The organism is Pseudomonas multiresinivorans, from assembly GCF_012971725.1.
Classification (GTDB): Bacteria; Pseudomonadota; Gammaproteobacteria; order Pseudomonadales; family Pseudomonadaceae; genus Pseudomonas; species Pseudomonas multiresinivorans.
In genome coordinates this window covers 479,732-503,064 of record NZ_CP048833.1, presented here as the reverse complement: position 1 = coordinate 503,064, position 23,333 = coordinate 479,732, and the positions used below count along the sequence as shown (strand labels likewise).

Sequence of the window (23,333 nt, the reverse complement as noted above, 5' to 3'; positions counted from 1 at the left end):
ACAAGGCTAACGGAATGCGCTGTGGAGAGCCAGCGCAGAGCGCCGGGCGGAGCGCCCGGCGCGGCAGGGATCGAGCGGTGGATCAGATGGTCAGGATGGCCTGGGCCAGCTGCTGGTCGTTAGCGGCCAGGGTCGGCAGCTTGCTGCGGATGTGGGCGAGGGCGGCTTCCAGGTGCGCACCGCGAATCTGGCCCTGGCTGGCGACGAAGGTGGCGGCGTCGTCACGGGCTTCCAGGACGATCTTGTCGTCCTTGAAGGAGTTGCTGATATCCGAGGTGCCGTCAGAGGTGGCACCGGTGGCGCGCACCGACAGGTCGGTGGTGTAGACGAAACTGGTGGCGAAGGCGCCGGTGGTGCAACCGATCAGGGCGGCGGCGGCAATCAGGCGAAGGCTGTTCTTCATGGAGTGGCTCCGGATAAGACCAAACAGAGGTGGCCGGGGCGGCCACTCTAACTGTGGTCAGACTAGCCAAGACTGATCGGCGTCACCAGCATTCAGCGCCAGAACGGTTTCGAGATTTCTCTCACGCGCTCGCTGGGGCTGATGCCCAGGTCCGCCAGTTGCAGGCTGGTCAGCTCGGCGAGCTGGCGGCGGGTGCGGGCGTTATGGTGCCAGCGGCGGAGTCCGCGCACGAGCAATCCCGCGTAGCGACGTACTCCTGATGCGGGGCGGTGCGCCTGGGTTTCGAGATGGCGTTCCATGGCAGGTCATCCTGAGGTCCAACACTTGGAGGCTCAGGATGACTCGCGGCCCTCTGGCCGGTTAGCCGCAGCCAGCGGTTGGTTTGGTGTAACAGTTGCGGTTGGCGGGTGACTGTCAGGGTGTTTTTTGCGTGGACTGTATCTGGGCAAGACTGTGATCCGTCCCTTCGGGCTGCAATTGGATGCGAATCAGCGAGAGTTCTCCGTTGCCATTGCTGAGTGTGCGTATTTCACAGTCGAGAGTGTCCTGGTCACGCTCGATGAGACCCTCGATCGTCCGTTCCTTGCCGCCGGTACCTGTCAATTCTCCTTGGGCAAGCACGGCGGCAGACTGGGTTGCATTGCTGACGATGTCCCACGTGCCTAAACGCAGCGACGACTCCCCGCTAGCAGCGTAGGTGATCCGGTATCGATAGCGGCCCGCCGGAATCCGGGTATAAGGGCCATAGCTGAGGTATCCCGAGGCCCCAGTGGCCGCCACCAGGCGATCTTCTCGCAACTGACCGATTATCGTCGGCAAGCGTGAGGCCGGCCAGTCGCCCCAGCGTAGAGTCTTGAAATCCGTTGTGCGGCATCCGGCGCAGTTTTGGAGGTCCGGGATCACCAGCTTTATGCCATCCAGTTCGCCGGCGATCGCACCATTTTTCAGTGTCCTGATAGCTTGATCCCACAGCTCTGGCTCATTGAATACGTAGATTGCATCGGGATCGTAATCTCCGCTGGCTACCTGTTCGGCCAGACGTGCGCGCGCGCGCGCCTGGGCCTGGAGGTCGGAACGTGCAAAGTTGCCTGAGTTGATCGACATGCCGTGATGCAGGGCGAAGTCCGATAGCGAAATGAAATCGGCCGGAACATGGGTTGGGTAGGCGAAAAGGATGCGCTGGTAGCGCTTGCCCAGACTTGCCCACATCGGGGATATCAGGGGGCTGGTCCAGCCGGCTTCCTGTTGGAAGTACTGGCGCATGCCTTGAAGGCCCTTGGACAGATCGTAGAGCTGTACGCAGGTGGCCACCGCCAGCAGCAGGAGGGCGGTACGGGGGCGGGTACGGACGCAGATGACGGCAATGGCCGCGACGGCCAACAGGTAGAAGACCGGCCATATCATTCGACCGGGAGAGCGGAACACCTGATAGACCCGTTCTGCCCAGCCGGGCAGCTCGACCCAGGTGACTACAAAGGGGCCCGCACTCAGCGTGTTGGTCAGTGAAATCGACACCATCAGCACGCTCATCAGCACGAGCGGCCATCGCAGGTACGGCCGTTCGCTACGTTTTTCTGTGCGCGGCAAAGCTGTCAACACGGCGGATAATGCCAGTAGTGTAAGGACACCGACGCCCATGTAGGCGAAGCCATCATGGTCGAGGAAGCCTTCGATACCGTCCGGTCGCTTGAGCGCCGGTAGAAGCCGTGACCACTCGCCACGAGAGTCCACCAGTGAGAACAGGTTCATTCGCCCGTACTGGCCGGGTGCTACTGGTGCTGGCCCCAGCATGAAGTAGCCCAGTAGCCACATGAGCAGCAGGATCATTGCGCTGCCGGCCCCTCCATGCACTACGCACTGCCCCAGGTTCAACTCGTGTTTCGCCAGGCGTTGCAGGAGATCGGCGGCCCAGATGGCCGCCAGCATCACCAGCAGGTAGGCGTGGATCTGAGTTGCCAGTGCCAGCATCACCAGCCAGAAGCCGGCGCGGTAGCGTGGCGCAAAGTAGAGGTAAAGACCTCCGAGCAGCAGCCATTGCCCGCCGAGCGCCAGGTGGAAGGCGAAGCGTAACAGGTAGGGAGGCATCAGCAGGAGCAGGAGTGTGCCCAGAGTGAGCAGGCGCTTGTCCTGGGTGAAGTGCGACAGGGTCAGGTAGGCGAAGACTGCCTGCATGACCATGCAAAGCAGCATCCACAGGCCGAAGTACTGGAAGGTGTCCGGCAGCCATGGCCCCATTGCCTTGAACGGTAGTGCGAAGAGCGGCAGGGAATCGGAAAAGACGATGGAACTGCCCATCTCCATGCCATAACGCGGGTTGGCGCCCAGCGGGAACTGCAGAAACGGTGTTTCGCGGAAGAATTCCCAGCCCAGCAGGTTGCTCGGTGGGTCCAGCAGGCCGCGCATGAGCCAGCCGATGCTGGAGGGCGGCAACACTGACAGGCCGCCTAGCGCGATGAATAATGCGGTGCCCAGCAGGACTGGAATCCAGAGCGACGAGCGGACGTTAATCGGCGCCATCATGGCTGTATAAGCTCCGTGTTCTTGTAGTTTTGGAGTCGCTATTCATGGTGTTGCTGCCTGAAACCCCACAGCCGGCTGGCCAGGAAGGTGAAACCCGGTACCACGGCCGCGGAAGCCACGACTGCCAGCCGCGGAGACAGCCATCCGCTGGCCAGGATGGTGGCGAGCAGCGCGCTGTTGGCCAGAAAGGCGCTCAGCGAAATCACGAAGAAACGACGGATTGCCTTGGCCGGAGAGCCGGGAGTGGAAAACGTCCAGAGGTAGTTGCCGCCGAATGAAAGTCCGAATGCGCAAAGGAACGCTATCAGGTTGGCGAGCAGTGCCGGCGTCGCCATATAGGTGATCAGGCTCCACGCCACGCTGATGTGCAGTGCAGTGGCGCCTATCCCGACAATCCCGAAACGCGCGGCGATGAGCAGCTCACGCCACAGGCGGCTCTGCAGGCTCGGCGTGGGGTCCGATTCCTTGGGGATCACGGCTTTCTGGCCAGGCAGAGGGCCGTCAGGGCCGTCCAGCGGTTGCTGGCAAGTGCGGGCAGCCGGAGCGCGCAAAGGCTATTGAGCGGCGCAGTGCCCTGCGGACTGTGGCGCTTGAGTTGCAAGCGTGGCTGGCGATCCGCCTTACCCTGGCAGCGCTCGAGCGGGTGCAGGCTGGTGGTGGTGGGAGCGGCGGCACCGAAGTAACAGGAACTTCGCAGCACTGGTAGTCCGGCATGGCCTACGTCGTCATCGACGTGCTCCAGCACATCCGTCAGCAGCGCCAGGTCACCATCGAACCGTTCAACTGCGCGCCTGATATCTCCCCGAAACCTCTGCGTCACTGCACGTTTGGAACGGCAATACCCATGCTCACCGATGCGCTCGCCGAGGATGTCGGTTTCCTTCAGGTGCATGTTCAGTCCTTGCTCTCATAAATGCGCCGCACCAGATACACCGGTCTGCGCTTGGATTCCAGATAGGTCCGCCCCAGGTATTCGCCCAGAACGCCAATGCCGATGAGCTGCAGGCCGCCCAGGAAGGTAACGGCGACGATGATCGATGCATAGCCGGGCACGTCGATGCCGAAGAACACCACCTTGAGTACGATCAGCGTCGCGAACAGGAACGACCCCAGTGACACGGTGATGCCGAGGTAAGTCCAGATCTTCAGGGGGTCGGTGCTAAAACTGGTAATTCCCTCGAGGGCAAAGTTCCACAGGCGCCAGCCATTGAACTTGCTCGACCCCGCGATGCGCTCGGGGCGGCTGTAGTCCAGGCAGGTGGTGCGGAACCCGACCCAGGCGAAGAGTCCCTTCATGAAACGCCGCGACTCGGGCAACTCGTTGAGAGCATCCACGACCTGACGGTCCATGAGACGGAAGTCGCCGACGTTCTCCGGAATGGCCGGGTCGGCGATCTTGTTGTGGATGCGGTAGAACCAGTTGGCCGAGGCGCGCTTGGCCCAGGAGTCGGAGGTACGATCGACACGTCGTCCGAGAACGACTTCGTAGCCTTCGCGCCACTTCTCGATCATTTCCAGGATCAGTTCGGGAGGGTCCTGCAGGTCGACGTCGATGGGCACCACCACCTGGCCGGTAGCGCAGCGCAGGCCGGCGCTCAGCGCAGCCTCCTTGCCGAAGTTCCTGCTCAGGTCGACCACTCTGATGCGCGGCAGGCGGCGCTGCTGCAGGAGCAGGATTTCCAGCGTCCCATCCGTGCTGCCATCATTGACGAAGATGTATTCCACCTGCACGGTCACGGGGTCGTTGAACACGCTCTCCACGCGCTCCACGAACAAGGCCACGGTCTCGACTTCGTTGTAGACGGGCACCACCAGCGAAAGCAGCACGGGAGCACCATCCTGAATTCGCCCATCCTGTTCCATCCTCGGGCGCACATGCAGTTCACTGGTCACCTTGTCATCTCCCCGCTCGAAAGCTGGCTGTCCATGTTTTATCTGTCTTGTTGAACGTTGAGCGCAGGATGATCTGCGCTCAACGAGATGGCCTCGAGCTGGACGTCGCCGCCATTGCTGAACAGGCGCAGCTCCACCTTCTGCAGCGGGCCGTTCAGGGCGGCTCTGCCGGTGAGAGCGATGCTATTGCCTGAAGTCCCCTTGAGCGGCCCGGAGGCCAGGGTGACGACGGTGCCCGAGGCTTGCTGCCCAACCAGGTCCCAGCTGCCCACGGTTGTGGTGTCGTCTGCCTGGCTGAGATAGTCGATGCGGTGCTGGTAGACGCCGGCCGGTAGGTCGATGTAAGGACCGTAGCTGAGGTACCCCGCCTGGCCCGGGGTGCGCGGTACCAGGCGGTCTCCTTGCAATTGGCCGATCAGGGAGGGCAGTTGCGCGGCCTCCCAGTGCGCGGAGAATTCTTGCTGCTGCAGGGTCAGGGGGGATCCGACCGCACCCCAGGAAGCGCCGGAATGGTTCTTGGCGCAGATCAGGTGGACCGTGTCGAGCAGGCAATCGCCTGCTGCGATCGCTTGCTGAAACAGGGGCGGCAAGTCCAGCGAGTTGCGCAGGAAGCCCGCTCTCACATACAGCTGGCCGTCCTGCGCGGGAGCTTGCGAGAAGGCATTCTTCTGGTCGCAATGCACTACCGTTCGCGCCGTGTAGGCGCTGTTGATCGTCAGGCCGAGGTTGGCAGCGATGTATTGGTAGCGGACGTAGTCTTCAGTCGGGTTGTCCTTGCACCCAAAGGCGGGATAGATCTCGATGTTGTGCAGTCCGGCCAGTGCTGATCGCCAGGGGACGAGCTCCAGAGTGGGGGACAGGCGAGTAAAGAACTGCACTCGATCGCGCAGCGGATGGGTGTCATACCACTGCAGAGCCAGGGCGGCGGCGATGATCAGCAGCAATGCGCCGCTCTGGCGACGAAGCAAAGTGGCGAGCACGGCGAACAGTAAGCCGTAGCCAACCAGCCAGAAGAATCGTCCGCTGACGCGGAAGATGCCAAAGGCACCTTCCAGCAGCCGGGGCAGAGGCACGTCCAGCAGGAGATGCTGGCCGAGGAAGATGCGGTCGCTAGCGGCGTAGAGCAGAAAACCCGCCATGACCAGCGTCAGCGGCCAATGTTTGCGCAGCGCTCTGAACAGATCTGCGCCCTGAAGAGCCAGGGCGATGGGCAACAGCAGCAGAATGCCAGCGCCAAGGTAGTTGAAGCCTTCATCCTGGCCGCCGGTGGCATCCACGGGTGCACAGAGCAGTCCGCCACAAAATGGCGATAGCAGGTTCATCGAGTAGACGCCGAAGCCGCCGATCGCTGCTCCCTTGCCGATGAAGTATCCGCCGGCATACATGATCAGCAGAAGTGCTGCCAGGGAGGTGATGATCCAGCGTGCTCCCTGAGCGAGCGTCAGACGGGATCGCTGGTGCCGAGCCAACAGGCAGGCGATGAAAACCGGATAGATCATCGCCAGCAGATACGGATGGATCAGCAGCGCGGCGCAGGTCAGTGCGATAAAGCTGATACTGGTTCTGCTCAGGCTCCAGGTTGTCTGGAAGCTGCGGAAGTAGATACCCAGTGCTATCAGGAGCAGGCCCTGGGTCATCAGGGCCGTGTGCCCCAGGCGATGGGTCAGCGCCGGCCAGGTGATCGCGAAGGCGGCTGCGAGGAGTGCGCCCGGCAGATGGCGAACTTTCAGCGAGCGGATGAGGAACACGGCGGCGGCAGCCTGGAGCAGATAGCTGAAGCCATGCCAGAGCCCGAAGTAATGGTATCCGTCCGGGAGCAGAGTGCGGAAAGGCTTCAGCAGCAGAGCCAGCAGCGGGATGCTATCGGTGAAAGCGATGCTGGTGCCTTCCGGGGCGTTCAAGCGAACGGACTTGAGCAGCGGGAAATGCCAATCGTCTTTCTCGAAGAACAACCAGCCTGCCACGTGGGAGGCTGCATCCCCTCCCTCGAAAAACAGCCCATGCCCGGCCAGGAAGGAGAGCGGATAAAGGTACAGCACCAACGCCAAGGCCATCAGCAGTGCTGCCGCATAGGCGGTGCTGCTGGGCGCCTCCCTCCAGAACCACGCGCTTTTGCTGAGAGTGGCTGGCTCAGGCAGTTTCTGGAACTGGCTCATGCTGCTCGCTCGGATGGCTGGCGGGCAATGGCTCCCTGGTGTCCTGCAATCGAATCGCGAAGTGCGGATTTCGATTTTTCGCCGAGAGAGCCTTCCAACAGGGCAAGCCACGAAGATGAACCGTCTCTGCAGTCAGGAAGACCTACGCAATACAAACCCGTGTTGGCCGTCCGGGGTGTCGAGCGATGGGCTGGGTAAATCCCACGTGGAAAGCGGCGCGTCTGATTAATCGCCGGGGTGGGCAGGGAACCGCTCAGCAGCGACAGGAGGAGTTGCAGGGTACGCATGGGCTCGGCCGATCTGGAAGCACGGCCGGTTAGGCTATCGGAATGCTTGAGCGCGATCTAGCGTCGAACTCTGGGCGAAGAAGGTAAGTTCGTCGCGCGTCAGGGCCTGTTCTGAGGTGACTGTTCAGTCACGGACAGGGCGTTTGTTCCGGGTCTGTTCCATGGCTTTCGCAACTGTACAGTCCCGCTGTCGCCTCGGCCGCACTCAATGTATCCGGATGCTTGCCAGCGCCTCGAAGAACTGGTGCTATGCATGCCTTCCTTGAAAAACGAACCGGCCCGCCCGGTCGTTCCAAAACAAAAACAACGCAGGAACGGGGCCTGCGTACGCATGACGGATCTGCTTATTCTCATTGGCTCGAAAATCAGCCAGGACACCATCCACAGCTCGCTGGGCAAGCCGGAATACAGTTACTACTTCCTGTTGAAGGAGTTCCTGCCAGCCTTCCAGGCGATCGGCACTGTGGTCGAAGTGCGCAGCATCGCCGAGGTCGAGTCTCTCTACGATCAGCACCATGCGACCGGTCGTCCGGTGGTGTTCATCAGTGTCAGTCCGCCGCAGCAGACGCCGCTGGGCCTGCGCTGTCCGACCATTCCGCTGTTCGCCTGGGAGTTCGACAGCCTGCCCGACGCAGCCTGGGATGGAGATCCCCGCAACGACTGGCGCTATGTCTTCGAGCGCGTTCAGGGTGCCATTGCGACCAGTCGCGAGGCGGCCGCGCTGGTGGCTGGGCAACACCAGCAACTGCCTGTGCTGGCCGCTCCCGCTCCGATCTGGGAGCGCTTCGGTGCGGGGGCGGTCGCGCCCGTTCGCCCGGCCCAGGGTGAGCGGCGCATTCCATTCTCGGGCGTCGTCATCGACAGCCCGTTGCTGGGCCTGTGTGCCGATGGCCTCGTGCGTCGCGCCGTCGCCCCGGAGCCCGAGCCGGCAGCCGTCGTGGAACCCCCGAAGCCGCCTTCGCGCTGGAAGCAGCGGCTGGAAATCAGCCGGGTCCTGTTCGAAGGCTGGCGCCGGGAGGTATTCGGCACGGTAGACGCCGTGGCGAACAGTGCGCCAGTGCCGGCAGCGCTGCCCGTCCGCGACGTCCAGGTGCAGGGCGTGGTTTACACCACGGTCCTCAACCCTGCCGACGGCCGGAAGAACTGGATCGATCTGATCACCGCCTTCTGCTGGGCTTTCCGCGATACGCCTGATGCGGTGCTGCTGGTGAAGATGACCCACCACGACCTGGAACATTACCGGATCGTGCTGATGACGCTGCTTTCCCGCCTGGCGCCCTTCTCCTGTCGGGTGGTCGTTCTGCATGGCTTCCTCGAGGACGATCAGTACCAGGCCATGGTCGCGGCCACCGATTACTACGTGAATGCCTCGTCGTGCGAAGGCCTCTGCCTGCCGCTGATGGAGTTCCTGAGTGCGGGCAAGCCGGCGCTGGCTCCACGACACACGGCGATGGCCGATTACCTGGATGAGCGCATGGCGTTCATCGTCGAAGGAGCCTTGGAACCGACCTGCTGGCCCCACGACCCCACAGGAATGCTAGTCACCCATCGGCATCGATTGAACTGGGAGTCGCTGATGCAGGCGTTTCGCCGCAGCCATGCGCTGGCGACCGCTGAGCCGCAGCTCTATACGCAGATGTCTCGCGCCGCCAGCCGGCGCATGGAGGCGTTCAGCTCGTTGCCGGTGGTGGCCGGCGCGCTGGAGGCCTTTATCGCCGAGGTCCTGGATACCGATCGCTCGGTGCCTGCCCCAGTCCGTGTCGCCGGAGGAATGGCGGAATGAGATTCCTGGTTCACTCCGAGGTCAACAGCGCGCGTATCGAAGCGAGCCTGGGGCTGCCGGATTACAGCTACTACTTCGTGCTCAAGGAGTTCCTCCCGCTGCTGCGCGGTCTGGGCGAGGTCAGGGTGGTGGAGCAGGTCGAGGAAGTCGATTCGCTCTACCGGCAAGCCTGCGAAGAGGGCGAGGAGTGCGTTTTCCTCAGCTTCGCGCCGCCACACAAGACGCCGCTGAACCTGCAATGTCCGACCGTTCCCGTGTTCGCCTGGGAGTTCGATTCCATCCCCAACCAGCAATGGCTGGAGGATGATCGGCAGAACTGGGCGGCGGTGTTGCAGCGTTGCGGGCGCGCCATCACCCATTCCGGGTTGACCGTCGAGGCCACACGGGCCGAACTGGGCGCGGTGTTCCCGGTGGTTTCCATCCCCGCTCCGGTGTGGGACAGGTTCGCACCCTTGCGCCAGCAGCCCGCTGGCCTGCCGAGCGAGCCGATAACCCTGACCGTTCGTTCCGGCGTTGTCATGGATACCCACGACCTGTCGCTGGCTCCCTACATTCCCAACGCCGATGCGGTTGCCCGTGCCGTTGCCAGTGCGCGTGCGCGGGAATTGCCGGTGGCCGCGGCCAAGGCCGAAGTTGCCGAGCCCGAGGCCAAGGCGCGCCAGTCGCTGGCACGCATCACGCTGCGCTATCTGGTGGAGTGGTATCGCCTGGCCTGGCGAGCGCCGGTTGCGCCAGTCGCTGCCGAGCCAGCCCCTGCGCGGATGGAGCCGCCCAACCCGGTGGAACCCGGTGGCCTGCCGGATGTGGCAGTAGACGAGGATGCGATGCCTGCGCTGCCGTTTGGCGAGCATCGGCTGACCCTGTCCGGCGTGGTCTTCACCGCGGTGTTCAACCCCTACGACGGCCGCAAGAACTGGGTCGACATGCTGACGGCATTCTGCACGGCGTTCCGCGACAAGCCGGAGGCCACGCTCCTGTTCAAGCTGGGACATCACGAGTACGAGTCGGCCATGAACGACATGCTGATGTGCATGGCGCGCATGCCGGCATTCGAATGCAGGGTTGTCCTGCTGCACGGCTATCTGGATCGTTCCGAGTTCGACGAGCTGATTCGTCACACTGCGTATATCGTCAACGCCTCCCATGGCGAGGGCCAATGCCTGCCGCTGATGGAGTTCCTCAGTTGCGGCAAGCCGGCGGTTGCGCCGCGCCATTCAGCGATGGTCGATTACATCGACGAGAGCGTCGCCTTCGAGGTGGCAACCTGGCTGGATGCGACTGCCTGGCCGCACGATCCGCGCCTGGCCTATCGCACGCTGCGCCACCAGATCGACTGGGCCTCGCTGGTCGAGGCCTACCGTTCCGCGTTCCAGTGCTATACGCAGCAACCGGAGCGCTACGCACGCATGTCGAATGCGGCGATAGAAAGAATGCGGACGCACTGCTCGCTGGAGGCCGGTCGAGGCCGCCTCGAGGCGTTTCTGGCGGCGTGCGCCTGAGGGCGCCGCGGCACACACGAAGTCATTGCGGGAGCAGACATGCTGGAGTTCATCAAGAGCCTGGGGCGCAAGCAGGCGCCCGTCACCCAACTGCAGGAGGCCGCGCCGCCTCCTGCAGCGCCGGCGGAGGATCTGTCGACGCTGACCGATACCTACCTCAGTGGCTGGTTCCAACAGGAAACCGATGAGCTGTTCGAGGGATTCCCGATCAGCGCTCAGGACTCGGTGCTGGATATCGGTTGTGGCGATGGCCCCTTCGTGCAGTTCTGCGCGCAGCGCGGCGCCGAGGTGATTTTCGCCGACATCGATGCCGACAAGGTGGCCGGCGTCGAGCGGGCACTGCAGGGGTCCAATGCCCGCGCCATGCTGCCCCTGGTCACCGACGCCAATCCGATCCCCTTGCCGGATGCGCGGGTGGACAAGGTCGTGGCGATGGAAGTGCTGGAACACGTCGAGGATCCTGCGCAGTTCATGAGCGAACTGGTCCGTGTCGGCAAGCCCGGTGCACTCTACCTGATCACCGTGCCCGATCCGCTGGGTGAAAGCGTGCAGAAGGAACTGGCTCCTGCCGCCTACTTCGAGCACCCCAACCACATCCGTGTCTTCGAGCGCGAGGCTTTCGAGCAGTTGATCCGCGACGCTGGCCTGGTGATCGAGCGCCAGGCGCATTACGGCTTCTACTGGTCGGTGTGGTGGTTCTTCTTCTGGGCCTGCAAACAGGACCTGTCGCCGCCCTGGCACCCTCTGCTCGATAGCTGGACGCGCACCTGGAACATGATGCTCGCCACGGAAGAAGGGCCGCGCATCAAGAAGGCGCTGGATCGGGCGATGCCCAAGAGCCAGGCGATCATCGCGCGCAAGCCGCTGTGAGACAGGAGTCGTATCGGACATGAACGGCTGGCGAGGCGGGGCAGGGAGCAACGGATGAGCAAGGGACGGATTGCCGACATCGAGATCCTGCGCGCCTTCGCGGTACTCTTCGTGGTGCTGCATCACGCCCATGGAAACCTGATTTCCTGGGCTTCACCGCGCTTCGATGCGCTGACCGCGCATTTCTCCGGAGGCTTTGGTGTGGACCTGTTCCTCGCCATTTCCGGTTTCGTCATTGCTCGCGATCTGCTGCCGCGATTGCGGGCCGCCGCTCAGGCAGGCAACGCCTGGCGCTGTACCCTCGCCTTCTGGGTTCGCCGTGCCTGGCGCTTGTTGCCTTCGGCCTGGTTCTGGCTGGCGGTGGTACTGCTGGCGGTGGTGTATTTCAATCGCTCGGGTGTGTTCGGTACCTGGGACGCCAATCTGGATGCCACCTATGCCGGTGTCCTGCAGTTTGCCAACTGGCGATTTGCGGAGACCTTCATGCGCAACGAGTACGGTGCGAGCTTCGTTTACTGGAGCCTGTCACTGGAGGAGCAGTTCTACATTCTGCTGCCGCTGCTCGCCCTGCTGGCTCGTCGCTGGATCGTCCATGTCCTGATTATTCTGGTGGTGTACCAGTTGTTTGCGACGCGCGGACTACTGATGGTGATGTTCCGCAGCGATGCGCTGATGCTCGGGGTGCTGTTGGCGATCTGGAGCCGGACAGCATCGTACGAGCGTCTGCGCGCCTTCCTGCCGTTGCGTGGCGGCAGTCTGGTGCTGTTGGCGATCAGCGTGCTGATGGGGGCATTCTGGTCGGATACCCTCGACGTGGGGGCCTACAAGTTCAGCCTGGTGGCGGTCTGCTCCATCGTGCTGGTATGGATGGCGTCCTATGACGCGGACCTGTTCATGCCCGCGGGCCACCTGCGCCGGCTGGCCATCTGGATCGGGACGCGCTCCTATGCCATCTACCTCATCCATGTGCCGGCATTTTTCGCCACCCGCGAGTTCTGGTCGCGCCTGTATCCGCAGACGCCGGTGGATGACCGCTTTTTCTATCCCTTCGTGTTGTGCGCCACAGCGCTGATAGTGCTGCTGAGCGAGCTGAACTTCCGCCTGCTGGAAACGCCGCTTCGCCGCCACGGGGCCCTGATGGCCCGACGAGTATCGGGCGAGTTGGCCGAAGCCTCACGATGCATGGCAGTGGAGCAGGGGCTGGGACGGTGATCATGAATCAGTGGCCAGCGCTGGTCGGGAGGCGACTGCTCGTGCGGGAAGTGGGAAAAGTCGAGGAGTACGCATGAATAAGGGAAAAAACCCGGAGATCGAGTACCTGCGGGCTGTCGCCATCGGCATGACCCTGCTTTGCCACGTGCCGATGCTGTTGCCCTATTACGAAGCGTTTTTCCTCAATTTCTTCAATTTGTATATGCCCTGGTCGGGCGTCGACCTGTTCTTCTGCATCTCCGGCTATATCGTCTGCAGAAGCTATCTGGACTATTTCGACCAGCACCGGCAGCAGGGCAGCTACGCCATTGCCGCCCAGAGCTTCTGGTTGCGGCGCATCTACCGGCTGTTGCCGACCGCCTGGTTGTGGATCCTGATTCCCCTGGCGTTGTCGCTGGCTTTCAACCGCAGCGGCGCCTTTGGTTCATGGTTCGACAACCTGCGCAGCTTCACTGCTGTGGCGACGTTCACTGCCAACCTGGCCAATCAGTACAACGGCCTGCTGGGGCCCAATGCGGTTTACTGGAGCCTGGCGCTGGAAGAGCAGTTCTACTTCATACTGCCGTTCTTCCTGCTTTGCGTGACGGCCTTCCGCTGGCGTGTCGGGCTGCTGCTGGGGCTGATCGCGCTGCAGTTCGGCCTGGACCGCAACATGTTCGGCACACCGACCAGTGCCATGCTCAACTCCTTCCGGCTCGACGCGATGATGTGGGGCGTGCTGCTCTGCCTGGCAGGTCGCACACCGTTGCTTCGACAGTTCGAGCCCACCTTCCTGGGCAAGAGCGTCTGGATGCGCCTGGCATTCGTGGTCGTGCTGTTCTACCTGCTGGGGGCGATCCCCGGACAGCTGATCGCGATGCCGGTCGCGGTAGGGCTGGTCGCCATTGTGGCATTGCTGCTGGTGTGGGTCGCCAGCTACCAGCAAGGTTACTTGTATTGCCCGGCTTTGCTCTCGCGTCCGCTGCTCTGGTTGGGCTCGCGTTCGTATGGCCTTTATGTCATCCATATCTGCGCCTATCACCTGAGCCGCGAGATTTGGTATCGCTACGCCGCCGCACAGGGCGTCGAGCTCGACAAGTCATTCACCCCGGAGCTGGTGGTGACGGCTCTGGTGATTGCGCTGGCTGCCAGCGAATTGAATTACCGATTCGTCGAGGAGCCCCTGCGGCGCAAAGGTGCACGGATTGCGCGGGAGCGGCTGGAGCGGTTTGCCGGCGGCACCGCTGTCGTGGACGCCCCCCATCCGGACACGCAGCCGCTCGAGGAAAGCCGAGCACAAGCGCCGAACGTGCGGGCATCCGAATGAGTAGTATTGCCTGATGCGGTCGCTGCGGACTTCCGAGCTGTTTCCGGGGCATGGCAGGTGAAAGCTGTCGTCGATTTTTCGTGACCAACCGGTCAGCCATTTTGGGTTCCTTTCCTTGAGAACAATCAGAGAGACTGGCCTTTGAACAAGCGACTACTGGTAACAGGGCTTTCCGGTTTCGTCGGCTCCCAGCTGCAAGCGTCGCTGGGGCCGCAATGGCAATTGATGGAGCTACCGCGCCTGGACCTGTGCGAGCCGGGAGCTTTCGACGAGTACCTGCGTGATGCTGTGCCGGATGCCGTGATCCACCTGGCTGGTCAGACCTTCGTGCCGCAGGCGTTTCGTGATCCTGCTGGAACCCTGCAGGTGAACCTGATCGGCACGCTGAACCTGCTCGAGTCCCTCAAGCGTTGCGGCTTCTCCGGAGCCTTTCTTTACGTCAGTTCCGGGGATGTCTATGGGCAGGTGGGTGAGGATCAGTTGCCGATTACCGAATTGCAGTTGCCCCGCCCCAGAAATCCCTACGGCGTGAGCAAACTGTCGGCGGAGCTGCTCTGTCAGCAGTGGAGCTTCACCGAGCCTTGGCGCATGATGGTGGCACGTCCGTTCAACCATGTGGGCGCGGGCCAGAAGGCCGATTTCGTGATACCGGCGGTTGCAAGACAACTCGCGCGTATTCGTCATGGATTACAGGATGCGTGCATCGAGGTGGGGGATATCGACGTCACCCGCGACTTCCTCGACGTACGTGACGTGCTGGCGGCCTACTTCGCATTGCTCGAAAAAGGGCGTTCGGGGGAGGTATACAACGTCTGCTCGGGCCAGGAATATCGCCTGCGTGACGTGATCGGCCAGATGGCCTCTCTGGCAGGAGTGGATCTGCAGATCCGCCAGGACCCGCAAAGGATGCGCAAGGCCGAGCAGAGGCGTGTGCGCGGCAGCAGCGTGAAGCTGCAGAGTGACACCGGTTGGAAGCCGGTCCACGGGATGGAGCAGATCCTGCTGGATGTGCTGGCTGACTGGGATGTCCGCGCTTTGCAGGAGTGATACCGGTCGCGGAGTATTGGCGACCAGGCGGCGTTTCCGCCGCCGGTTCAAGACCCCACCAGGCCTGCCAGGGGGAATGGGGTCACAGGTAACTTGCAGTACTCGGAGGCACGTACGGGTGGAAACCGATCGAGTCTCCGGCATAACTACAACGAGCTCGCAGCGCTTTCATCTGCGAGCCATCACGGATGCTAGAAGAATGACAAAAAGTGCTCTGATCACCGGCCTGACCGGACAGGATGGCGCCTACCTTGCGAAGCTGCTGCTGGAAAAGGGCTACAAGGTCCACGGACTGGTAGCCCGACGCAGCAGCGATACGCGCTGGCGGTTGCGTGAGCTGGGGATCGAGTCCGAGGTGGTCTACCTCGACGGCGATCTGGCAGACGCCTCGTCCGTGCAGCGGGCGGTCATCAAGGCCAAGCCGGACGAGCTCTATAACCTGGGTGCGCAGAGTTTCGTCGGTAGCTCCTGGGACCAGCCGGTGACCACCGGTATCGTCGATGGCCTGGGCGTGACCCACCTGCTGGAAGCCATCCGCCAGTTCAGCCCGGAAACCCGCTTCTACCAGGCATCCACCAGCGAGATGTTCGGCCTGATCCAGGCCGAGCGGCAGGACGAGAACACCCCGTTCTACCCGCGCAGTCCTTATGGTGTGGCCAAGCTCTATGGCCACTGGATCACTGTGAACTATCGCGAGAGCTTCAAGCTCCACGCTTCCAGCGGCATCCTCTTCAACCACGAATCGCCGCTGCGCGGCATCGAGTTCGTGACCCGCAAGGTCACCGACGCGGTGGCCCGCATCAAGCTGGGCAAGCAGAACGAACTGCGCCTGGGCAATATCGACGCCAAGCGCGATTGGGGCTTTGCCGGCGACTATGTCGAGGCCATGTGGTTGATGCTGCAGCAGGATCAACCGGATGACTATGTGGTCGCCACCGGCGTGACGACCACCGTCCGCGATATGTGCCGCATCGCCTTCGAATATGTAGGTCTGAAGTACCAGGATCATGTGGTCATCGACCCGGCGTTCTTCCGCCCGGCGGAAGTGGATGTGCTGCTGGGCAACCCTGGAAAGGCCGAGCGCGTGCTGGGCTGGAGCCCGAAGACCAGCCTTGAGCACCTTATCCACATGATGGTCGACGCCGACCTGCGTCGCGTTGACAAGGAGTGATCCATGCTCGTCCCCGTCATCCTTTCCGGTGGAGCCGGCACCCGGCTCTGGCCGGTCTCTCGAGAAGGCCAGCCCAAGCCGTTCATGGCGATGCCCGACGGGCAGTCGCTGCTGAGCAAGACGTACCGGCGCGCGGCCAGCCTGCTGGGTGCGGACGGGCACATCGTCACGGTGACTAATCGCGACTACTACTTCCAGAGCAAGGACCATTTCCAGTCGACCAAGCTGCGCCAGCGAGGCCACTTCATCCTCGAGCCGGCCGGGCGTAACACCGCTCCGGCCATCGCAGTCGCCGCGCTGGCGCTGCGTGCGCTGCACGGCGACGACGTCACCATGGTGGTGATGCCGGCGGATCACCTGATCCGTGACGTCGAGGTCTTCGCCCGTTGTGTCGAGCACGCGGTGGAGCTGGCGGAAGCAGGACAGCTGGTGACGTTCGGTGTCGTGCCCAACGCACCGGAAACCGGCTTCGGCTACATCGAGATGGGGGACACCCTGGACTCCAAGGGTGGCAGCCGCGTGAAGCGCTTCGTCGAAAAGCCCGACCTGGACACCGCCAAGGGCTTTCTGCAGGCGGGGACCTTCCTGTGGAACTCCGGCATGTTCTGCTTCACCGTCGGCACCTTCATCAGCGAGCTGGAAAAATATGCTCCGCAGATGCTCGAGCAGGCCATCGCCTGCCAGATGGCCAGCCAGCCGGCGGACTTCGGCAGCCTGGTCCAGCAGGAGCTGCCCTCGGAGCATTTCTGCGCGCTGGAGGACATCTCCATCGACTATGCGCTGATGGAGCGTTCCGACCGCGTCGCCGTGATCCCGGCGGCATTCGACTGGAGCGACATCGGTTCGTGGACTGCCATGAGCGCCCTGGTGGACGCCGATGCCGACAACAACCGCGCCGCCGGCAATGCCATCTTCGTCGATAGCCGTGACAACTACGTACAGAGCGAAGGTCGGCTGATCGCCACCGTGGGCGTCGAGGGGCTGGTCGTGGTCGAGACCGCCGATGCGATTCTGGTGGCGCGGGCTGATCGCGCACAAGATGTGCGCAAGGTGGTCAAACAGCTCAAGGACACCGACAACGAAGCATATCGCCTGCATCGGACCGTCAGCCGGCCGTGGGGCACCTACACCGTCCTCGAGGAAGGCCCGCGCTTCAAGATCAAGCGCATTGTGGTCAAGGCCGGCGCAGCGCTGTCGCTGCAGATGCACCATCACCGCAGTGAACACTGGGTTGTGGTGCAGGGAATGGCCAAGGTCACCAATGGTGAGTCGGTGCGCCTTGTGAACAGTAACGAGTCGACCTACATCCCGGCCGGTCATCGCCATCGCCTGGAGAACCCTGGCGTGATTGATCTGGTGATGATCGAGGTGCAGAGCGGGGAGTACCTGGGCGAGGACGATATTGTCCGCTTCGAGGATATTTACGGCAGGATCGTCTGATGTCGCTGAGCAGTTTGAAAGGCACCTGGCAGTACCGCGGCTTCATCGCGGGCAGTGTGCGTCGAGAGTTCGAGTCGCGTTATCGCGGCTCGTTGCTGGGGGCGGCCTGGACCGTCCTCAATCCCCTGGCGATGATCCTGGTGTACACCGTGATCTTCTCCGAAGTAATGCGCGCGCGCCTGCCGGGCGTGGACGACAAGATGGCCTACAGCGTGTTCCTGTGCGCGGGCCTGCTTACCTGGGGATTGTTCTCCGAAGTGGTCAGCCGCTGCCTGAACATGTTCCTGGAGAACGCCAACCTGCTGAAGAAGCTGAGCTTCCCGCGCCTCTGCCTGCCGGTGGTGAGCGTCTGCAATGCGTTGCTCAATTTCGCCATCATCTTCGCCCTGTTCATTGGCTTCCTGCTGATCACCGGACGCCTGCCGGGCGTGGCATTGCTGTCGTTTCCGCTGCTGCTGGCGTTGCAGTTGGTGTTTGCCGTCGGCCTGGGCATGCTGGTCGGCGTGCTCAACGTGTTCTTCCGCGATGTCGGGCAACTGTTCGGGATTCTCCTGCAGTTCTGGTTCTGGCTTACCCCCATCGTCTACCCGCTGACCATCCTGCCGGAATCCATTGGCCGGCTGGTGCAGCTCAATCCGCTGACCGGCCTGATGCAGGCCTACCAGAACCTATTCCTCCACGGCCAGTGGCCGCAGCTATCGCAGTTGCTGCCGGTTGCGGTGTCCGGAGTGCTGCTGTGCGTGTTGGCCATGGCCTTGTACCGCGCCCGCGCAGGTGAAATGGTGGACGAACTCTGATGGGCCATATCCGCATTCAGCAACTGGGCAAGGCCTATCGTCAGTACCCCAAGCGCTGGTCGCGCCTGGTCGAGTGGATTGCTCCCGGCGGCACGCCGCGGCATCACAAGCATTGGGTCCTGCAGAACATTTCCCTGGAGATCGAGCCGGGCGAGGCGGTCGGCATCGTCGGCTCCAATGGAGCGGGCAAGAGCACCCTGCTCAAGATCATCACTGGCACTACCCAGCCCACCAGCGGTACCTGCGAGGTGGGCGGAACGGTGTCTGCCCTGCTCGAACTGGGCATGGGTTTCCATCCGGAGTTTACCGGTCGGCAGAACGTTTACATGGCCGCGCAACTGCTCGGGCTGCAGCGCGGAGAGATCGACGCGCTGTTTCCGGAGATCGAAGCCTTTGCCGAAATCGGCGCCGCCATCGACCAACCGGTGCGCACCTATTCCAGCGGCATGCAGATGCGCCTGGCGTTCAGCGTGGCCACCGCGCGGCGACCGGACGTGCTGATCATCGACGAGGCTCTGTCGGTCGGCGATTCGTATTTCCAGCACAAGAGCTTCGAGCGTATCCGCAGCTTCCGCCGCGCCGGCACCACATTGCTGATCGTCTCCCACGACCGCTTCTCCATCCAGTCCATCTGCGATCGCGCAGTGCTGCTGGAGTTCGGCCAGGTGGCGATGCAGGGCGATCCGGAAATGGTCATGGACTACTACCACGCGCGCATGGGCGAGGGGCTCAACCACCTCGTGCGCCAGGAAATGCTGGCCAACGGCAAGGCTCGGACCATTTCCGGCACCGGTGAGGCTGAAATCGAGTCGGTGCGGCTGCTCGACGCTGATGGGAAGGACATCGACCTGGTGGAGGTCGGCCACGACGTTGTGCTGGAGGTCGGCGTTCGGGTCTGCCAGGACGTCGATCGCCTGGTCCTCGGCTTCATGCTCAAGGACCGGCTCGGCCAGGCGATGTACGGCATAAACTCGCACCGCCTCAAGCAGGTACAGAAGGGCCTGAGGGTGGGGGACCGGCTAGTTTACCGCTATGCGTTTCCCATGCGTCTGGGGGCCGGCAATTATTCGGTGTCGCTGAGCCTTTCGCGGCTCGATTCGCACCTGGACGGCAACTACGAGTGGCGGGACTGCGCGATGATCTTCCATGTGGTCAACAGCACCCGCGAGAACTTCATCGGCTATTCCTGGCTGGACGCCCGCGCCAGCATCGAGCACTTCCCCAGTGATTCCCTGGTTCAACGCAGTGGAGAGCACTCCTGATGCGCCTGCTCGTCGAATGCACCTATGTCTTCGAACATCCGCACGTGAATTCCGGTATCCAGCGCGTGGTGCGTAACGTCATCCGCCATCTTGAGGATGCCGAAGGCGGGGTCGAATGCATTCCGGTGGCTTTCATCAATGGCTGCATGCATCGGGTACTGCACCTGGCGCCGCTGTCGACCGAGGAGCTGCCTTGGCACAGCCGCATGAAGATCGCGCTGGAGCAATGGCGCAACGATTACTGGGTTCGCCATGCGAGCCTGGAGCGGCGCTGGCCGATGAATCGTTATCACAATGCACGCCGGGCGCTCTATGTGCTGTGCAAGATCGCCAGCCTGGCGATCACTCTGCCATTGCGCTTTGCCATGTTCGCGTCGCGCAATCACATTGTGCCCGAACGTCTGGAGCCGCTGGACGTCCAGCCCGGCGACCAACTGCTGCTGCTCGATTCGTCCTGGCACGCCGACTTTTTCCCGGTAGCTGAAAAGCTCAAGGCGAAAGGCGTCGGGATGATCTCGGTAATCTACGACCTGATTCCTTGCACCCACCCGCAATTCTGCGATGCCGGCCTGGTTAAGGTGTTCGACCGCTGGTTCGACTGGATCGTCGAAATGGCCGACGGTTTCATCTGCATCTCCACCACCATCCGCGACCAGGTGCGCGCCGAGATCGTTCGTCGTCGAGGCGAGGAGGTTGCACAGGGCCTTTGGTTCGAGCACTTCTACCTCGGCTCGGAACTGGACCTGGTGCACGATGACTCGCAGCTGGACGGCAAACTGGTGCAGATGTTCGAGGACGGTGCCCCGGTCTACCTGATGGTCAGCACCATCGAGCCGCGCAAGAACCATGCGTACCTGCTCGATGCCTTCGAGCGACTGTGGGCGGCCGGTTCTTCCGCGCGGCTGTGCATCATCGGCCGCTATGGCTGGAAGTGCGAAGACCTGATGGCGCGCATCCGTGGCCACGCAGAGCTGAACAAGCGCCTGTTCATGTTCAACAAACTCAATGACCGGGGCCTGGAGTACGCCTACGCCAATGCCCGGTCGCTGGTTTTCCCGTCCTACGTCGAGGGCTTCGGCCTGCCGCTGGTGGAAGCCATGCAGCGCAACCTGCCTGTGATGGCCAGCGACATTCCGGTGTTCCGCGAGGTAGGAGGCGACTTCGTGGCCTACTTCGATCTGCAGCGCCCGGAAAGCCTGGCTGAACTGGTGCAGGAGTTCGAGAACAGCGATCGCTTCCCGGCAAGCCGTGCGAGCGCCGACTGGAGCTGGCTGACCTGGCGCGATGCCAGCCGGCAACTGGTCAGCCGCGTGCTGGGCGCCCTGACATCGCGCAGGCAAGCGCAGTCTGCGACCGAAGTGGAAGTGGGGTAGCGTGCACGTCGCCCTGAACGCCCGCATCCTCCAGGCGCCGAAAACCGGCATCGGCCAGTATGTGTCTGCCTTGACGCAGGCGCTGCAGGACCAGGCCGAAGTCAGCCTGCAGCTTTTCCTGGGGCGCCAATGGGCCGTCGATCTCCCTCCTGCATCGCTGCCCGGCTATTCCCGCCGTACAGCGCTGGCCAAGCGGGTGCCGGGTGCCTACCGCATTCGTCGCTGGTTGGAGCAGGGCAGTTTCGATCGCGGGCTGCGCCAGCGCTCGATCGACCTGTACCACGAGCCCACTCTGTGGCCGCTGGAGTTCGACGGGCCCATGGTCATGACCCTGCACGACCTGACCCATGTGCATTATCCGCAGACCCAGCCCGCTGATCGTCTGGCCGAGATCGAACGCCATGTCGGCCGTGGCGTCGAGCGGGCGCAATGTGTGCTGACGGATTCCGAGTATGTCGCCGGAGAGATTCGCCGCCATTTCGCGTTGCCGGATGAGCGAGTGGTGGTCGCGCCGTTGGGATATGCGCCACGCTTCAGGCCTCGTTCGAACCCGGATCTGGCGCCTGCGCTGGCTGCGTTTGGATTGTCGGCGGGACAGTATCTGATCTGCGTTGGAACCTTGGAGCCACGCAAGAACCTCCAGCTCGCGCTGCGTGCCCATGCCCTGCTGCCCGAGTCGCTGCGCGCTCGCCTGCCGTTGGTGATAGTCGGAATGCCAGGCTGGCGCAGCGAAGGACTGGATGAGACGCTGGATGTCGCCGTGAAAGGTGGCTGGGCAAAGGTGCTCGGCTACCAGAGCGACGATGTGTTGGCAGAGTTGCTGGCCGGGGCAAGGGCCTTGCTCTTCCCTTCGCTCTACGAAGGCTTCGGCCTGCCTGTGCTCGAAGCGATGGCAAGTGGGGTACCGGTATTGCTGACTCGAACCTCCTCGTTGCCGGAAGTGGCGGGAGAGGCGGGCATCTATGTCGATGCCCATGATCCGCAGGAGATGTGCTCCGCTCTGCAGGAGCTGGAGGAAAACTCTTCGCTCAGGCAGCGTTGCCGGGTGCTGGGGCTGGAGAGGGCCCGGGACTTCAGTTGGCAACGTTGTGCCCGGATAACCAGCGACGCCTACCGAATGGCTGTGGGAGGCTGAATGCGCGTACTGCATTTCTTCAAGACGTATCTACCGGATTCCGTGGGCGGCATCGAGCAGGTGATCAATCAGCTCTGCCGGACGGGGCGACACCATGGCATCGAGCACCAGGTGCTCACCCTGAGCGCCAACCCTGAACCAGCGGAGCTGATGGTCGATGGGCATGCCGTCTACCGGGCGCGTCTGGATCTCCAGCTGGCCTCCACCGGCTTCTCCTACAGCGTCATACCGCAGTTCCGCAAGCTTGCGGCGGAAGCGGACATCATCAATTTCCACTTTCCCTGGCCGTTCATGGATCTGGTGCATCTGTTGGCGGGCATCGACAAGCCGACGGTGGTGACCTACCACTCGGACATCGTCCGCCAGCGGCACCTGTTCAAGCTGTACCAGCCGCTGATGCACCGCTTCCTCGGCAGCGTGGACCGCATCGTCGCGGCCTCTCCCAACTACCTGGGCTCCAGCGAGGTCCTGCGCCGCTATCAGCACAAGGCAGTGGTCATTCCCTACGGGCTGGACAAGCAGGCGTATCCGCTCCCGGCACAGGAATGCATCGAGCGCTGGCGGCGTGAGGTAGGGGAACAGTTCTTCCTGTTCGTCGGTGTGATGCGCTACTACAAGGGGCTGCACGTCCTGCTGGACGCTGTGCAAGGCACCGGATACCCGTTGGTGATAGTGGGCGCCGGGCCGCTGGAGCAGCAATTGAAGGCCCAGGCCGCGGCCTTGGGCGTCGAGTCGCACGTACGCTTTGTCGGGCGGGTGAGCGAGGAAGACAAGGTTGCCCTGTTGCAGCTGTCGCGGGCCATCGTCTTCCCCTCGCACTTGCGCTCGGAAGCTTTCGGCATTTCCCTTCTGGAAGGGGCGATGTATGGCAAGCCGATGATTTCCAGCGAGATCGGCACCGGCACCAGCTTCATCAATGCCAATGGGGTGACCGGATTGGTGGTGCCACCCAGCGATCCCCCGGCGTTCCGGCAGGCGATGAAATGGTGTTGGGATAATCCCGAGCAGGCGGCAGAGATGGGGCGGCAGGCGGAAGCTCGCTACCAGGAGCTGTTCACGGCTGATGCGATGGGGCGTGTCTGGGCAGATCTGTATCGCGATTTACTGGACGAGAGAGCAGAGAAGGAAGGGCTGCTGCCCGAGGGCCGCTCTGGCTGAGCGGCCGGGGCAAAGAACTAC

At 62.7% G+C, this 23,333-nt stretch carries 20 protein-coding genes; 13 read left to right on the top strand and 7 right to left on the bottom strand.

Annotation, left to right across the window (positions count from 1 at the left end):
• Nucleotides 1-82: 82 nt before the first annotated feature.
• The 7 genes from G4G71_RS02340 to G4G71_RS02310 all read right to left on the bottom strand — a co-directional run bounded on the left by G4G71_RS02340 (nucleotide 83) and on the right by G4G71_RS02310 (nucleotide 6,972).
• Nucleotides 83-403, bottom strand: a complete 321-nt coding sequence (locus G4G71_RS02340) for a DUF2388 domain-containing protein (protein ID WP_024763706.1) — start codon at nucleotides 401-403, stop codon at nucleotides 83-85.
• A 92-nt stretch (nucleotides 404-495) separates the two neighbouring features.
• Nucleotides 496-702 (bottom strand): DUF1127 domain-containing protein, encoded by a 207-nt coding sequence (locus G4G71_RS02335; RefSeq protein WP_169935250.1) that lies wholly within the window; start codon nucleotides 700-702, stop codon nucleotides 496-498.
• Between the two features lie 115 nt (nucleotides 703-817).
• Entirely contained in the window at nucleotides 818-2,923 is a 2,106-nt protein-coding gene (locus G4G71_RS02330) for a DUF6311 domain-containing protein (protein ID WP_169935249.1), read from the bottom strand.
• 38 nt (nucleotides 2,924-2,961) lie between these two features.
• A complete protein-coding gene (locus G4G71_RS02325) occupies nucleotides 2,962-3,399 on the bottom strand; it encodes a GtrA family protein (protein ID WP_169935248.1) in 438 nt (145 codons plus the stop codon).
• On the bottom strand, nucleotides 3,396-3,815 hold the full coding sequence (locus tag G4G71_RS02320) for a hypothetical protein (RefSeq protein ID WP_169935247.1): 420 nt from the start codon (nucleotides 3,813-3,815) through the stop codon (nucleotides 3,396-3,398). The genes G4G71_RS02325 and G4G71_RS02320 overlap by 4 nt, the downstream gene beginning before the upstream one ends.
• 2 nt (nucleotides 3,816-3,817) lie before the next feature.
• Entirely contained in the window at nucleotides 3,818-4,786 is a 969-nt protein-coding gene (locus G4G71_RS02315) for a glycosyltransferase family 2 protein (protein ID WP_169942477.1), read from the bottom strand.
• Nucleotides 4,787-4,854: 68 nt separating this feature from the next.
• Nucleotides 4,855-6,972 (bottom strand): DUF6311 domain-containing protein, encoded by a 2,118-nt coding sequence (locus G4G71_RS02310; protein WP_169935246.1) that lies wholly within the window; start codon nucleotides 6,970-6,972, stop codon nucleotides 4,855-4,857.
• 540 nt (nucleotides 6,973-7,512) lie between these two features.
• On the opposite strand from G4G71_RS02310, the gene G4G71_RS02305 reads away from it, so the two are divergent.
• The 13 genes from G4G71_RS02305 to G4G71_RS02245 all read left to right on the top strand — a co-directional run bounded on the left by G4G71_RS02305 (nucleotide 7,513) and on the right by G4G71_RS02245 (nucleotide 23,312).
• Nucleotides 7,513-9,042, top strand: coding sequence for a glycosyltransferase (locus G4G71_RS02305; RefSeq protein WP_240964867.1), 1,530 nt, complete (start codon nucleotides 7,513-7,515; stop codon nucleotides 9,040-9,042).
• On the top strand, nucleotides 9,039-10,541 hold the full coding sequence (locus G4G71_RS02300) for a glycosyltransferase (RefSeq protein WP_169935245.1): 1,503 nt from the start codon (nucleotides 9,039-9,041) through the stop codon (nucleotides 10,539-10,541). The genes G4G71_RS02305 and G4G71_RS02300 overlap by 4 nt, the downstream gene beginning before the upstream one ends.
• A gap of 39 nt (nucleotides 10,542-10,580) precedes the next feature.
• The gene (locus tag G4G71_RS02295) at nucleotides 10,581-11,411 is read left to right on the top strand and encodes a class I SAM-dependent methyltransferase (protein ID WP_169935244.1); all 831 of its coding nucleotides are present in this window, start codon (nucleotides 10,581-10,583) and stop codon (nucleotides 11,409-11,411) included.
• 54 nt (nucleotides 11,412-11,465) lie between these two features.
• Complete coding sequence (locus tag G4G71_RS02290) at nucleotides 11,466-12,623, top strand: acyltransferase family protein (protein ID WP_169935243.1); 1,158 nt, start codon at nucleotides 11,466-11,468, stop codon at nucleotides 12,621-12,623.
• A 73-nt stretch (nucleotides 12,624-12,696) separates the two neighbouring features.
• Nucleotides 12,697-13,929, top strand: a complete 1,233-nt coding sequence (locus G4G71_RS02285) for an acyltransferase family protein (RefSeq protein WP_169935242.1) — start codon at nucleotides 12,697-12,699, stop codon at nucleotides 13,927-13,929.
• A 141-nt stretch (nucleotides 13,930-14,070) separates the two neighbouring features.
• Nucleotides 14,071-14,976, top strand: coding sequence for a GDP-mannose 4,6-dehydratase (locus G4G71_RS02280; protein ID WP_169935241.1), 906 nt, complete (start codon nucleotides 14,071-14,073; stop codon nucleotides 14,974-14,976).
• Nucleotides 14,977-15,175: 199 nt separating this feature from the next.
• Nucleotides 15,176-16,147 (top strand): GDP-mannose 4,6-dehydratase, encoded by a 972-nt coding sequence (gmd, locus tag G4G71_RS02275; RefSeq protein ID WP_169935240.1) that lies wholly within the window; start codon nucleotides 15,176-15,178, stop codon nucleotides 16,145-16,147.
• Nucleotides 16,148-16,150: 3 nt separating this feature from the next.
• Nucleotides 16,151-17,587: a mannose-1-phosphate guanylyltransferase/mannose-6-phosphate isomerase gene (locus tag G4G71_RS02270; RefSeq protein WP_169935239.1), complete on the top strand. Its 1,437-nt coding sequence runs from the start codon at nucleotides 16,151-16,153 to the stop codon at nucleotides 17,585-17,587.
• Complete coding sequence (locus G4G71_RS02265; RefSeq protein WP_037011720.1) at nucleotides 17,587-18,384, top strand: ABC transporter permease; 798 nt, start codon at nucleotides 17,587-17,589, stop codon at nucleotides 18,382-18,384. Before G4G71_RS02270 ends, G4G71_RS02265 begins: the two co-directional genes overlap by 1 nt.
• Nucleotides 18,384-19,646, top strand: coding sequence for an ABC transporter ATP-binding protein (locus G4G71_RS02260; RefSeq protein WP_169935238.1), 1,263 nt, complete (start codon nucleotides 18,384-18,386; stop codon nucleotides 19,644-19,646). Before G4G71_RS02265 ends, G4G71_RS02260 begins: the two co-directional genes overlap by 1 nt.
• The gene (locus tag G4G71_RS02255) at nucleotides 19,643-21,019 is read left to right on the top strand and encodes a glycosyltransferase family 4 protein (RefSeq protein WP_169942473.1); all 1,377 of its coding nucleotides are present in this window, start codon (nucleotides 19,643-19,645) and stop codon (nucleotides 21,017-21,019) included. Before G4G71_RS02260 ends, G4G71_RS02255 begins: the two co-directional genes overlap by 4 nt.
• A gap of 1 nt (nucleotide 21,020) precedes the next feature.
• Entirely contained in the window at nucleotides 21,021-22,154 is a 1,134-nt protein-coding gene (locus G4G71_RS02250) for a glycosyltransferase family 4 protein (RefSeq protein ID WP_169935237.1), read from the top strand.
• Nucleotides 22,155-23,312, top strand: coding sequence for a glycosyltransferase family 4 protein (locus G4G71_RS02245; protein ID WP_169935236.1), 1,158 nt, complete (start codon nucleotides 22,155-22,157; stop codon nucleotides 23,310-23,312).
• The last annotated feature ends 21 nt before the right edge of the window (nucleotides 23,313-23,333 follow it).

What these genes read in the sequence shown, in the direction of transcription:
- G4G71_RS02340 (WP_024763706.1), bottom strand. Translation starts at nt 403, where the DNA reads ATGAAGAACAGCCTTCGCCTGATTGCCGCCGCCGCCCTGATCGGTTGC.
- G4G71_RS02335 (WP_169935250.1), bottom strand. Translation starts at nt 702, where the DNA reads ATGGAACGCCATCTCGAAACCCAGGCGCACCGCCCCGCATCAGGAGTA.
- G4G71_RS02330 (WP_169935249.1), bottom strand. Translation starts at nt 2,923, where the DNA reads ATGATGGCGCCGATTAACGTCCGCTCGTCGCTCTGGATTCCAGTCCTG.
- G4G71_RS02320 (WP_169935247.1), bottom strand. Translation starts at nt 3,815, where the DNA reads ATGCACCTGAAGGAAACCGACATCCTCGGCGAGCGCATCGGTGAGCAT.
- G4G71_RS02315 (WP_169942477.1), bottom strand. Translation starts at nt 4,786, where the DNA reads ATGGAACAGGATGGGCGAATTCAGGATGGTGCTCCCGTGCTGCTTTCG.
- G4G71_RS02310 (WP_169935246.1), bottom strand. Translation starts at nt 6,972, where the DNA reads ATGAGCCAGTTCCAGAAACTGCCTGAGCCAGCCACTCTCAGCAAAAGC.
- G4G71_RS02305 (WP_240964867.1), top strand. Translation starts at nt 7,513, where the DNA reads ATGCCTTCCTTGAAAAACGAACCGGCCCGCCCGGTCGTTCCAAAACAA.
- G4G71_RS02300 (WP_169935245.1), top strand. Translation starts at nt 9,039, where the DNA reads ATGAGATTCCTGGTTCACTCCGAGGTCAACAGCGCGCGTATCGAAGCG.
- G4G71_RS02295 (WP_169935244.1), top strand. Translation starts at nt 10,581, where the DNA reads ATGCTGGAGTTCATCAAGAGCCTGGGGCGCAAGCAGGCGCCCGTCACC.
- G4G71_RS02290 (WP_169935243.1), top strand. Translation starts at nt 11,466, where the DNA reads ATGAGCAAGGGACGGATTGCCGACATCGAGATCCTGCGCGCCTTCGCG.
- G4G71_RS02285 (WP_169935242.1), top strand. Translation starts at nt 12,697, where the DNA reads ATGAATAAGGGAAAAAACCCGGAGATCGAGTACCTGCGGGCTGTCGCC.
- gmd (WP_169935240.1), top strand. Translation starts at nt 15,176, where the DNA reads ATGACAAAAAGTGCTCTGATCACCGGCCTGACCGGACAGGATGGCGCC.
- G4G71_RS02270 (WP_169935239.1), top strand. Translation starts at nt 16,151, where the DNA reads ATGCTCGTCCCCGTCATCCTTTCCGGTGGAGCCGGCACCCGGCTCTGG.
- G4G71_RS02265 (WP_037011720.1), top strand. Translation starts at nt 17,587, where the DNA reads ATGTCGCTGAGCAGTTTGAAAGGCACCTGGCAGTACCGCGGCTTCATC.
- G4G71_RS02260 (WP_169935238.1), top strand. Translation starts at nt 18,384, where the DNA reads ATGGGCCATATCCGCATTCAGCAACTGGGCAAGGCCTATCGTCAGTAC.
- G4G71_RS02245 (WP_169935236.1), top strand. Translation starts at nt 22,155, where the DNA reads ATGCGCGTACTGCATTTCTTCAAGACGTATCTACCGGATTCCGTGGGC.